The 12,200-nt window shown below is 37.6% G+C and carries 14 protein-coding genes; 10 read left to right on the top strand and 4 right to left on the bottom strand.

Annotated elements, in window-relative coordinates:
* The first annotated feature begins 228 nt into the window (after positions 1-228).
* The gene (locus DVR12_RS02805; RefSeq protein WP_116973925.1) at positions 229-1,125 is read left to right on the top strand and encodes a helix-turn-helix domain-containing protein; all 897 of its coding nucleotides are present in this window, start codon (positions 229-231) and stop codon (positions 1,123-1,125) included.
* Positions 1,126-1,217: 92 nt separating this feature from the next.
* Here DVR12_RS02805 and DVR12_RS02800 read toward each other — a convergent pair whose 3' ends face one another.
* Positions 1,218-1,916, bottom strand: a complete 699-nt coding sequence (locus DVR12_RS02800; RefSeq protein ID WP_116973924.1) for a DUF1826 domain-containing protein — start codon at positions 1,914-1,916, stop codon at positions 1,218-1,220.
* 191 nt (positions 1,917-2,107) lie between these two features.
* Between DVR12_RS02800 and DVR12_RS02795 the strand changes: the two genes are divergently transcribed.
* The 8 genes from DVR12_RS02795 to DVR12_RS02755 all read left to right on the top strand — a co-directional run bounded on the left by DVR12_RS02795 (position 2,108) and on the right by DVR12_RS02755 (position 8,600).
* Positions 2,108-2,437, top strand: coding sequence for an ArsR/SmtB family transcription factor (locus DVR12_RS02795; RefSeq protein WP_116973923.1), 330 nt, complete (start codon positions 2,108-2,110; stop codon positions 2,435-2,437).
* Positions 2,438-2,491: 54 nt separating this feature from the next.
* A complete protein-coding gene (locus DVR12_RS02790; protein WP_116973922.1) occupies positions 2,492-3,331 on the top strand; it encodes an arsenite methyltransferase in 840 nt (279 codons plus the stop codon).
* A gap of 48 nt (positions 3,332-3,379) precedes the next feature.
* Positions 3,380-4,450 (top strand): ACR3 family arsenite efflux transporter, encoded by a 1,071-nt coding sequence (gene arsB / locus DVR12_RS02785; RefSeq protein WP_116973921.1) that lies wholly within the window; start codon positions 3,380-3,382, stop codon positions 4,448-4,450.
* A gap of 62 nt (positions 4,451-4,512) precedes the next feature.
* Complete coding sequence (locus DVR12_RS02780) at positions 4,513-4,926, top strand: arsenate reductase ArsC (RefSeq protein ID WP_116973920.1); 414 nt, start codon at positions 4,513-4,515, stop codon at positions 4,924-4,926.
* Between the two features lie 59 nt (positions 4,927-4,985).
* Positions 4,986-5,570: a sigma-70 family RNA polymerase sigma factor gene (locus DVR12_RS02775; protein WP_116973919.1), complete on the top strand. Its 585-nt coding sequence runs from the start codon at positions 4,986-4,988 to the stop codon at positions 5,568-5,570.
* Positions 5,571-5,643: 73 nt separating this feature from the next.
* The gene (locus DVR12_RS02770; RefSeq protein ID WP_116973918.1) at positions 5,644-5,976 is read left to right on the top strand and encodes an arsenic metallochaperone ArsD family protein; all 333 of its coding nucleotides are present in this window, start codon (positions 5,644-5,646) and stop codon (positions 5,974-5,976) included.
* 2 nt (positions 5,977-5,978) lie between these two features.
* Complete coding sequence (gene arsA, locus DVR12_RS02765; RefSeq protein WP_116973917.1) at positions 5,979-7,748, top strand: arsenical pump-driving ATPase; 1,770 nt, start codon at positions 5,979-5,981, stop codon at positions 7,746-7,748.
* A gap of 255 nt (positions 7,749-8,003) precedes the next feature.
* On the top strand, positions 8,004-8,600 hold the full coding sequence (locus DVR12_RS02755; protein WP_116973915.1) for a mercuric transporter MerT family protein: 597 nt from the start codon (positions 8,004-8,006) through the stop codon (positions 8,598-8,600).
* Between the two features lie 52 nt (positions 8,601-8,652).
* Here the strand turns inward: DVR12_RS02755 and DVR12_RS27720 are convergent, their stop codons facing one another.
* On the bottom strand, positions 8,653-9,252 hold the full coding sequence (locus DVR12_RS27720; RefSeq protein ID WP_199417024.1) for a CAP domain-containing protein: 600 nt from the start codon (positions 9,250-9,252) through the stop codon (positions 8,653-8,655).
* A gap of 169 nt (positions 9,253-9,421) precedes the next feature.
* Between DVR12_RS27720 and DVR12_RS02745 the strand changes: the two genes are divergently transcribed.
* Positions 9,422-10,291: an ATP-grasp domain-containing protein gene (locus DVR12_RS02745; RefSeq protein WP_116973914.1), complete on the top strand. Its 870-nt coding sequence runs from the start codon at positions 9,422-9,424 to the stop codon at positions 10,289-10,291.
* A 47-nt stretch (positions 10,292-10,338) separates the two neighbouring features.
* Here the strand turns inward: DVR12_RS02745 and DVR12_RS02740 are convergent, their stop codons facing one another.
* Positions 10,339-11,100 carry an alpha/beta fold hydrolase gene (locus DVR12_RS02740; protein WP_116973913.1) on the bottom strand — a complete coding sequence of 254 codons (762 nt, stop codon included), beginning with the start codon at positions 11,098-11,100 and terminating at the stop codon, positions 10,339-10,341.
* 96 nt (positions 11,101-11,196) lie between these two features.
* Positions 11,197-12,057, bottom strand: a complete 861-nt coding sequence (locus tag DVR12_RS02735) for a helix-turn-helix domain-containing protein (protein WP_116973912.1) — start codon at positions 12,055-12,057, stop codon at positions 11,197-11,199.
* Positions 12,058-12,200 lie beyond the last annotated feature (143 nt).

Here is a 12,200-nt window from a genome sequence, read left to right as displayed (position 1 = left end):
ATCCATCAGTATACTTATTACTGTTTTTGTTACCAATATTCCCAAACATATAACCAAACCCTCTATTTAATTACCAAACAATAAAATACATAATATTTATATTTACAATATATATTTTTAAAAAGTAGACTGGTAGATAAATTACTGGTTCTATTACCTTTTTTACTGTCTCAGGTCATTTAGGTCATTAGTATATGTAAATTTGAACAGATAACTAAAGTGAAGGATATGGGAGAAGAATTTGTTTTCCGGACAATTGACGATTACAATTCGTTCAATAACCACGATACCATGCATCCATTGGTAAGTGTAATAGATTTTTCGAAAGCTAAAGAAAGGACCGGATCAAAAATGTATTTTGATCTGTACTGTATTTTCCTGAAAGAAGTTAAATGCGGAGACATGAAATATGGCCGACAGTATTATGATTACCAGGCAGGAACATTGGTATTTGTCTCCCCTGGGCAGATCATTGATATTGAAAACAAGGTCGATTATTATCAACCTGCCGGTCATGCTCTTGCATTCCATCCTGATATGTTATTAGGAACTAATCTTGGGAAACAAATAGCCGAACATAATTACTTCAGTTACCAGACAAACGAAGCACTTCACTTATCTCCCAAAGAGCGTGAAATGGTGTTAGATCTTTTTGCTAAAATAGAGGCCGAATTGCAGCAACCAGTGGATAAGCATAGCAAAAAGGTAATAGCCGCCAGTATTGAACTTTTATTGAATTATTGTGATAGATTTTATGATCGCCAATTCATCACCAGGGAAACTGTCAATAAAGGTATCTTAGGTAAATTTGAAGCATTACTGAATACCTATTTCACTTCTGAGAACCCCACTTCAATGGGCCTTCCAACTGTTGCATATTTTGCCGGCGAGTTGCATTTATCATCAAAATATTTCGGGGATCTTATCAAAAAAGAAACAGGTACCACTGCTCAGGAATATATTCAGAATAAGATTATTTCAATTGCTAAACACGAAATTTTTGAAAGTGAAAAAACTATGAATGAAATAGCTTTTGAATTGGGTTTTAAATATCCTCAACACTTTATACGTCTTTTTAAAAGTCGTGTAGGAGTTACGCCAAACCAGTACAGACAAAAGAAGTAATAAGAATATTTCACCAATTGTATTCAAAATTTGAGCGAATTGAAAAGCTGATTATTTTAAGAATAGCTTTTGAAAACAACTTTATAAGGGTTTCAACAAATCAGCAACAACCTACTCTGCCCGGGTTTTTCTTTTGGCGCTCGGTGAATGCAAGGAGGAACTTTACTTTCAGGATGGTCTACTGCCAGTCTCCATAAATTACCAATCCCCAGGCTTATTGGGTGGGAATTGGGTTTAGCCTGATAATGCAGATCAAAGAAGTTTTCACTTAAAAATGATTCAAAACCTTCTTCCGGACCATCATATAGTTTTCTGAGTTCTGCTCGTATTTCTGGAATAAGTACCTTCTGCCGGACTTGTGAATTTGGTAAAATTTCACTGGACTCACCATAATAAGTGCATAAAAAAGTATTGGTTGGTATGGGAGAGCGGTCCACATGAAAAGAGTAAACATCTGTAGGAAAAAATGGGTATGAATCATCCCGCTCGTAGTAGTTAATAACATTAAGAGTTGGCAATGCCCCATGTGCTGTTAATTCCTTCAAATCATTTAAAAGAATTTCACGGGCAAGTTGCCCTTGCTCACTCAGCTGAAGTTCCAGGAGTTCTTCTTGTTCTATTATTGTAATATTTCCGCTTAGTTTTACCTTTTCAACAATCTCAGAAAAATCACCTGTTAGGTTACGATTCCAACAAATCGCATTAATTTCTCCATTAAATGGCGTAGAAACAAGGTCCTGAAAATTCGAGACACATTGAATCTGATTCTCAGCATGAGATAAGTCTATCATAATAATTTACAAAAATAGAAAATCATTTGACAGGAAAGTACAGCTGGAATAAACAGATTCGTTTAACAGCGGGCCGGTTCTGTGACCATCATCTGTTTTATTTAAAAAAATGCCATCTATATTTGAATAAAAAGTAGAAATTTTTTGGAGAATCAGAAATCAATCGTAATATTGCAATAATACAATAAACTATGGGAGCAACAAAAACTGATTTATTCACCAAACAGCAGAATGATATTGCTGCTATGGCTAAGGCGCTTGCACATCCTGCCCGTATTGCTATCCTGCAATATCTGGTTAAAAAGAATGCCTGTGTATGCGGGGATCTTGTGGATGAACTTGGTTTGGCACAGGCTACCACTTCCCAACATCTTAAAGAGCTTAAAATAGCCGGCATTATCCAGGGATCTATTGAAGGTGCCAGCGTTTGCTATTGTATTAATCCAAAGGTCTGGAAGCAATACAGGGAATTATTTAATGCATTCTTTCAGGATGTTGACTTGAAGGATAAGTGCTGTTAAAAATTTTTTGCTACAAATCATCGCAATATTGCAATAATACAATGATATAGAAATATGAATACAGACGAACAACTGAAGGAATTAGTTAAACAGAAATACAGTGAGATCGCCCGGCAAGACAAGGATACAAACGCATCCTCCTGCTGCGGGTCCGGTTGCTGCTCTACTGAAGTATATAATATCATGACAGACGTTTACGTTGATTTGGAAGGATACAATCCGGATGCTGATCTGGCTCTTGGTTGTGGCCTGCCTACCCAATTTGCCAAAATCAAAAAAGGAGATACCGTCATAGATCTTGGGTCTGGTGCTGGTAATGACTGCTTTATTGCCAGACATGAAACAGGTGAAACAGGTAAAGTGATTGGTATTGATTTTACACCTGCTATGATTGAAAAAGCCCGTCAGAATGCCGATAAACTTAATTATAACAACGTTGAATTTCGCCAGGGTGATATCGAAAAAATGCCTGTTACAGCAAATGTTGCAGACGTAGTTGTAAGTAACTGTGTGCTTAACCTGGTACCAAATAAAGACGGTGTAATCAAAGAGATCTTCCGCGTACTCAAACCTGGGGGCCATTTTAGTATTTCAGATATTGTTTTACAGGGAGAATTACCCGCTGGAATTCAGCAAGCAGCTGAAATGTACGCCGGCTGCGTTTCTGGCGCCATTCAAAAAGACGAGTATCTGGGAATGATGACCAGCAATGGCTTTAAGAACATCATTATCCAAAAAGAGAAAACGATTATCATACCTGATGATATTCTTACCAACTATCTGAATTCAGAAGAAATTGTGGCCTTTCGTAAGAGTAATACAGGCATTTACAGCATTACAGTTTACGCTGAAAAACCAGCTGATACAGCTTGCTGTCCTCCTGGTTGTTGTTAGGAGAATTCTGATTTATCTCGCTTTTAGCCTGAAATAAAGACCTAAAAAATGCAAAATTGTAATCCGGCTCAACGCAAAAAGCTGAGCTTTTTAGACAGGTACCTGACATTATGGATATTCTTAGCTATGGCCATAGGTGTGGGCATCGGATATTTAATCCCGTCATCATCTGAATTCATTAACTCTTTTTCTTCCGGAACTACCAATATACCAATGGCGATAGGGCTAATACTTATGATGTATCCGCCACTGGCAAAGGTGAAATACGATAAACTGGGAGAAGTATTTCGCAATACTAAAATCCTATCTCTTTCACTATTATTAAACTGGGTAATAGGGCCGGTTCTGATGTTTATTCTGGCTGTTTTATTCCTGCACGGATATCCTGAATATATGACCGGGTTGATCCTCATTGGTCTTGCCAGGTGTATAGCTATGGTTATGGTATGGAATGAACTGGCGGATGGTAGCAGAGAGTATGCAGCAGGGCTGGTAGCGCTCAACAGTATCTTCCAGGTATTATTATATAGCGTGTATGCGTATGTGTTTATTACCTGGTTACCGACCTTTTTTGGTATGAAAGGAATCACTATTGCGGTATCTATCGGTGAAATTGCCAAAAGTGTGGGAATATTCCTTGGAATACCATTTGCTGCCGGTATTATTAGCAGATATGGCCTGGTTGCATTGAAAGGTAAGGATTGGTTTGAAAATAAGTTTGTGCCTTTCATTTCACCAATTACTTTGATAGCCTTGCTTTTCACCATCATTGTAATGTTTAGTCTGAAAGGTGAACTCATTGTTCAGATACCACTGGATGTTGTCAGAATCGCTATCCCCCTGGTTATTTACTTTGCTATTATGTTCCTTGTAAGTTTCTTATTAGGAAAGACAATGGGAGCTGATTACTCTAAAAATGCAGCAATCTCCTTTACCGCAGCGGGTAACAACTTTGAACTGGCTATAGCAGTAGCGATTGGTGTATTTGGTATCAATTCCGGACAGGCATTTGTTGGAGTGATTGGACCATTGGTAGAAGTACCTGCATTAATTGCATTGGTAAATGTTGCTTTCTGGCTTCGCAAAAGGCTCTATAAAAAGCCACTTATTACAGCATAACAATACTCAGTTGGGGTAGTAATTCCAACTCCTCTATTATTCTTATTCTAATTCTATATAAAATGAAAAAAATACTCGTACTCTGCACTGGTAATAGTTGTCGTAGCCAGATAGCAGAAGGATATCTCAGATATTTTGCCGGCGATAAAGCAGAAATATATAGCGCGGGAGTTGAAACACATGGTGTGAATCCAAGAGCTATAGCAATAATGGCTGAAGATGGAATTGATATATCTCATCATACTTCCAACAACATTACTGAATACAGTCAAATTCCTTTTGATTATGTAATTACAGTTTGTGATAATGCAAAAGAACGCTGTCCTTTTTTCCCTACAACCGCTCAAAAGTTTCATGAAAACTTTCCTGATCCGGCTAAAGCTACGGGAACTGAAGAAGAGATCCTTCAACAATTCAGAAATGTACGACAGCTAATTAAGGATTACTCACAGACTTTTGTACAAAAATATTTATAAGCATCATTAAAAAATTATCAAATTGATTAGCATCCCCTAACTGAATTATACTAAATTAAATGATCAAATGCTGCGATATTATTAAAGTGGTCGAGGACTTCTATCAAGCCTTGTATCTTTATGCCTTTAAGCAATTAAGGGATGAGCATCTGGCCAAAGATGCCGTGCAGGAAGTCATGTACCGAATAAGTCGGGCACATCAAACAAATACCGAAATTAATAATCTCCGGGCTTGGCTTTACCAGACGCTTCGTCATGTAATCGCCGATCATTACAGACAGCAGGGGAAATCGATTGTTGAATTCTCGGTTGATTTAAATGATTCTGAAATAGAAAAAAGTCAGGAAGCAAGTACCTCTATTCTTATAGATGGGATGCGCTCTATTATCCAATTACTGCCATCAAGGTATGCTGATCCTCTTTTGTGGAGTGATATAGAGGGAATTCCTCAGAAGAAAATAGCTGAGAAACTCGACATTTCATTATCTGCAGCGAAAATGCGTGTACAACGCGCCAGGGAAAAGCTCTATAACCTCTTCATTGAATGCTGTGATATAGTTTACGATAAAAATGGAGCTTTTGCCACTTGTTCTATCAAAGAGCATTGTCAACCATTCAGAGATATAGAAAATTGCCTTAAATAATGATTTTTAAAAAAAAGACACTTTTTTAAGTGTCTTTTTTATTGGAATTCCGACTTCTTAATAAAAGAAGTATATGGAAACTAAAGTGCTCATATTCGAAATAGGCGGTTGTTGTTCGACCAGCCTTATGAATCCTTCCCAGTATTCCGACCTCCAGCTGTTGGAATCATATTCCAAAGAGCTCCAACAATTTGGGATAAGCCTTCAGCGTATCAATGCTGCTCTTAAACCCGATTTACTGAACCAGATTCCTGGTATAGACGACTTTCTACAGGATAAGACAATGGAAATCTTCCCTATTACAATAGTGGATAGCCTTATTAGGAAATCTGGCGGATATCCTAATCTGACAGAGATATTGGAATGGACTGGTATAGATAAAAATGTAAAAGAAAATAGTATATAATTATGAAAAGGACACAATTAAAATCGTATTTCCCTGCTGAAATATCATTCTCAAAATATATATTTTTTACTGGTAAGGGAGGTGTAGGCAAAACCTCTCTGGCATGTGCTACTGCTGTAGCTTTAGCGGATAATGGAAAAAAAGTATTACTAATCAGCACTGATCCTGCATCCAATTTACAGGATGTTTTTGATACTAACATTAATAATAAAGGAGTGGCTATTGCCAAGGTACCAAACCTTACTGTTACCAATCTAAACCCGGAAGAAGCAGCGCATGAGTATAAAGAATCCATTATAGCTCCATACCGAGGTAAAATGCCAGAAATGATGCTCCGTAATATGGAGGAACAACTTTCTGGCTCCTGCACAGTAGAAATTGCCGCATTTAACGAGTTCTCAGAAATTATTACCAGCAATGAAAAATCTGCCGATTATGATTACATTCTCTTCGACACTGCTCCCACTGGTCATACCCTCAGGATGCTGGAACTACCATCAGCCTGGGATAACTATATCAGTCATGATGCCCCTTCCGACAACTATATTGGACAATTATCCGGTATGAAAGAAAAGCAGGCCATCTACAAAGAAGCAGTATCCCGCTTGTCTGACCCAACCTTAACCACACTTATATTAGTATCCAGGCCAGATTATACACCATTACAGGAAGTTGCCCGTTCTTCCAAAGAACTTTCAGATCTTCAGATTAGAAATCAATGGATAGTAATCAATGGCTTATTACAACAACCGGAAACAGATGATTTTTTGGCCGCAGAACTTTTTAACAAGCAAACTAATTCATTGGAAAATGCGCCTGAAGTACTTTCTAAAAGTCAGACTTTTTATGTACCACTTCGTTCTTATAACCTAACGGGAGTGGATAATCTAAGAAATTTCTTCTTTTCAGATAATATTCAACTGATTGGAGAAGATATCATCGCTGGAACATATGAAAGCCTGACCAATCTTATCGATTACCTCTATGTTACCAATAAGCGTGTTGTTTTCACAATGGGGAAAGGAGGTGTTGGGAAATCAACTATGGCAGCCGCATTGGCACTTGGTCTTTCTGAAAAAGAACAGAAGGTTCATTTAACGACAACCGATCCTGCGGATCATTTGAAATTCATTATTTCGGAGAATTCACATCTTTCTATCAGTAACATAGATCCGGATAAAGAACTGGCATTGTATAAGAAAGAAGTTATTGAAAAAGCCCGGTTAAACGGGAAGTCTGATGAAGACATTGCCTATATAGTTGAAGATCTTCAGTCACCATGCACAAAAGAAATAGCCGTATTTAGGGCGTTTGCTGAAGTTGTAAAAAAAGCAGATGAAGAAGTAATCATAATCGATACAGCACCAACTGGACATACATTACTGCTATTAGATAGTACGGAGAGCTACCACCGCGAGGTAGAGCGCTCACAGGGCGACATTCCCGCATCTGTTAAAAATCTTCTTCCAAGACTAAGAGACAGAAAAGAAACTGAAGTTATTATTGTTACACTACCTGAAGCAACCCCTGTATTGGAAGCTGAACGTCTTAAAGCAGATCTTTCAAGAGCGGGTATTGGAAATACCTGGTGGATTGTAAATAACAGTATGAGCAATACAACTACTAATAACCCAATACTGAAGGCCCGTGCAAAGGGAGAACAACGCTGGCTCTCCCACATTCAGCAAATTACACAAGATCATATGGTGCTAGTACCTTGGCAGCATGAAGAATTAAAGGGAGATAACTTAAAAATTGTTTTACAAAAATAAAAAGCGAACTATGACAGAAAAAAAAACCGGCAGTTTCTGGGAAAAACTCATTAACATTAAAAATGATAGTTGCTGTACTCCTGCTTCGAAAGTGCAACACCCCTTAGAAGTGCCCAAACCAAGTGAGGAACCTAAGATTGATAAACCTGAGGTCAAAATTGATCAGTCAAGCGGTCGCTGTTGCAGCTAAATATTCAGGAGATAATTGTTTTTGCAGTTATCTCCTTTTCTACTCACCCATTAAACTATCAATAAATGAAAAAAACATTGGTCGCTGGCAGCGGCATACTAACAGCCTTACTTGCATCTACCTGTTGCGTATCTCCTTTGCTGGCATTAGCCGGAGTTATGGGCATTGGTGTAGCTCAATTAACTTTCCTTATTAGTATTAAGCCTTATTTGATTATTGCAAGTTTGCTGGCACTGGGATACAACCTGTACAAAGCATACCAACCGGCAAAGCAGTCGTGCTGTGCTATTGCAACAGACACCGATGTAAAGCCGGGGAGAGTGTTTCGTTCAAAATTATTTTTGTGGGTGATTACTATTATTACCCTATTCATACTTATTCTTCCATATTACAGTAAGGCACAAACGAATAGCCAGGTTTCAGAAAAAAAACCTCAGATCGAAATAGCAGAGTATTATGTAGAGAAGCTCACTCAGGGTTGTTGTGTTGGTATTGTAGAATATTCCTTAAAAAAGGTGGATGGTTATATAAAATCAACAGCAAATGTAGAAAAAAGGCAGATAATAGTATGGTACAATACTCATATAACTACAGAAGCCAAGATTCGGGAAGCGATCGACAAAACACCATATAAAGCAGTATTAAAAAGTGTTAAGAAGTGAGATTATCGATCTGCCAACAGATCAGTAACACAACTAACTTGAGAGCCTACCCTTACCAAATAAATTCAGCAACTGCACAATACTTCCACTCAAAATGTTCACCAGCACTGAGACCAATTTTATGATATTCCTTATTCAGACAGTTGATTCGATGGCCTAAGCTAGTTACTCCAGCATCTATCAGTAATTGCATAGCTATATCCTGGCCGGTTGACTGGCCATAGGATAAGCATTCCGCATAATTGGAAGGAGGACAGTCTTTTCTTTCATGAGGTTTTCTATCAGCCTTTGAGATTTCAGTGCTGTAACATTTTGCATCTTTATAAAGTACCTCATCAAATACCAGTGCAGCTACAGCTACTCTTTTGAGTAAGTCTTGCTGCAGGGATTTTTTGTATTCCGCAAACATTTTAAGATAGCTGGCTTCATACGCCGGGTCTGTCTCATATTGGCTTAGCTCTATATGTTCGAAGTCTTTCGGAAACAGTCTGCAAAGATTAATATACATTATCGCATCTTTCTCTGTTTGGGATAGATAAGCAATATTTGCCGCAGTGGCAGCGGAGTCCAACTGCTTTTGTTTCCAGCCTTGTGCCCTGGATAACATAGAAATTATCAGGCATAAGAATAAAGAGATTAATCTGGTACTCATATTTGTGTTGATATAAGGATATTAAACCTTTAGTTTTGTATTAGAATTCAAACTTAATAAGAATTCACATCATTTTCACCAGGTTACCGGGTTGTTTCAATTTCAGCATTAGTTTATTGGATTGATTCTGTGTGTGGCCGGTAAAATTCTAATTAAAAAAGCTAAACGAATGAAAATTGCAATAGTTAGTTACAAAAAACTGGAAAAGTTTACACAAGGCGTTACCAATGACGAAGATGCAGATCTTATAACCTTTCTGAAAAGCAAGGGCCTGGATGTTGTTCCTGCAATTTGGAACGATGAAATGGTGGATTGGAATAGTTTTAATGTGGCAGTGATTAAATCTCCCTGGGATTATCACAACCACCTAACTGAGTTTTTAGAGTGGTTGAACAAATTAGAAAAATTAAATATCAAGGTCCTAAACCCCGTAGAAATTATCAAATGGAATAGTCATAAAGAATATCTTAGTGACATTGCTAAAAATGGGCTTCCGGTAATTCCTACCGAATACCTCCATAAAGGCTCAGCTTTTGAGGATCGCTTCTTTGACCTGTTTGGAACAGATAAATTGGTTATTAAGCCTTGTGTAAGTGCAGGCGCCCAGAATACCATTACAGTGAATAAAAACACTCTGAAAGAGCATAAAGCAGAAATTGAAAACCTTCTGATGGCAGAAGATTACATTGTACAACCTTTTGCAGAAGAAATAAAAAATGGGGAATGGTCTTTCCTGTTCTTCAATGGTAAATACAGTCATTGTACCTTAAAGACACCCAAAGAGGGCGATTTCAGAGTGCAACACTATCATGGAGGCAGTATCAGTTATCCAACACCTAACCCTGTTCACATTGAGCAGGCAGAAACATTTATACAAAGTCTCTCCCAGCCTACTCTTTATGCCAGGGTAGATGGTGTGGTAATAAACAACTCGTTCAAATTAATGGAATTGGAATTAATAGAACCATATTTGTTTCTCAATGGTGATAACAAGTTATTGGAGAATTATTATCAGGCATTAATTACTCTAATTTCATAGACTATTCAAAAATTTTTGATAACCAACTGGGTTTGGTAACAACGCTTTCACTTATGTATATCAATTAAAATTTCAACAAGTTTATGAGGCATTGAAAAGAAAGGAGAATGGCTACTAGGTAGCTTATAAACATTTTCACAATGAACAAAAGTAGGAAGACTGCTTTTGTTTAAATCCTGTGCCTCTTCACAGAGAATGTAATATTTAGCAATTGTTCCATAAATCTCATTGCTTAATTCCACTGGAGTTGCAAGGGAAGCTATAGATTCCCACGAAAGTTGGGATTTCGCAAAAGCAATATCTTCCGGCAAACAGTCGTGATAAAAGATCTGTTCAACAACTGCCGGATTCCACATACAAGCTTTTCCATTTTCCTCAAAAATCAATAGTTCCGGTTGTACTGTATCCTGTGTGGCTGAAGGTAAAGTACTTTCCTTCAGCTTCTGAGCCAAAGAAAATACAGATTCGCCATCTTGTGGTAAGAAGGCATCCAGGTATATCAGTTTTTCGATTTTCTCAGCTCCTAACCATTCAGCCGCCTGTGATATCACAACGCCACCACTCGAATGCCCCAATAAAACAACTTTATCGGAGACAGTGTTTGCTGCATCCATTACTGTTCTTACACTATCGGCCAGGGTGATGCCGGTTAGCCGGGCTAAATCATTACTACATCCAGGTAAATCCAGTGCCATTACGTTGAATCCACTTGCTTCCAGAAGCGGGGTTACTTTCTGCCAGCACCAGGAGCCATGTCCGGCACCGTGTATTAAAACAATTGTTGGTCGTACTTCATTGGGGGATTTCATAAAAAAGGAGATTATTATTAGACGAAACTATTTACATCAACAAAGTTGCAAGTTATTTGGGAAGAGGCGGTGGTAAAAAAAGGACTTTTATTAGACTTAGAAGGTCGCGGTAAAACGGCTTTGATAAAGTTCATTCGTAAGCCCTAATCTGCTTTCTGGAGCATTTAGTTCATATTGAAATAAGGCATTAGGGCTGAGACCAGTAAAATTATGAAAATCTTTCACCAGGTGTTGGTAATCGTAATAGTTACATTCTATTGCTACTCGAAGCCAATCCCAATCGGGATTTGCATTTTTTGTATTGAAAGCCTTAGTAAGACGGATGATTCTTGCATACATCTTAGGATTAATACCTGCACGTTCATTGAATTTCCTCTTAAATTGTTTAATACATAGATTTGTTTCTTTTGCCAGGTAATCCACAGAAATATTATTGTTGCTTTGGAGCATTAAATTGCTAACAACATCTAGTTGATGGGCCTCTTTTTTAGTATTCTTAATAAGCATTGCAACAAATTTGTCAGCTATTCCAAGCATTTCACCATAACTCATCGCATGTTGCAATTCTTCAAGCACAAAACAAATATTATTCGAGAAAATAGTTTTCGCATCAATACACCTATTTGTAAGCTCATAAGAAGGAATACCTGTGAGTCGAAATAAGGCAGTTGATTGGAAGACTATCTGAAAATTGAAAAAATTTTTCCCTGCATATCGCTTTATTAAAGAAGTTTGCTGTCCAAATAGTGCTACCTGAAATTGATAGTCCAGCTTTTCTGCACCCAACAGCTCTACTTCTTCCCTGTCTCTAAGATAAAATAAAAGGCATTCTTCAGGTTTTGGTGGATATGCCTTGAAGGGGGAATCAGCAAGTTCGTCAAATTCAAAATGCACGATCCTGTAGCAACGTATAAATTCTCTAAGAGCATTATTGGGTAAAAAGTCTTTTATCAGCATAATATGGGATTAATGGCAAATTATTAAGAAGACCTTCTATTTCATCACTATATTAATTTATATCCTACTATATAAGCATAAAAAAATTATACGATTTCCAATCAAGGTAGATTGTGAATGTATTAGTTGAAGATACAATATAA

Source organism: Chitinophaga silvatica, assembly GCF_003419895.1.
GTDB classification, from domain to species: Bacteria; Bacteroidota; Bacteroidia; order Chitinophagales; family Chitinophagaceae; genus Chitinophaga; species Chitinophaga silvatica.
Note: the sequence above shows the minus strand (reverse complement) of the source record. Positions and strands in the feature narration are given on the sequence as shown.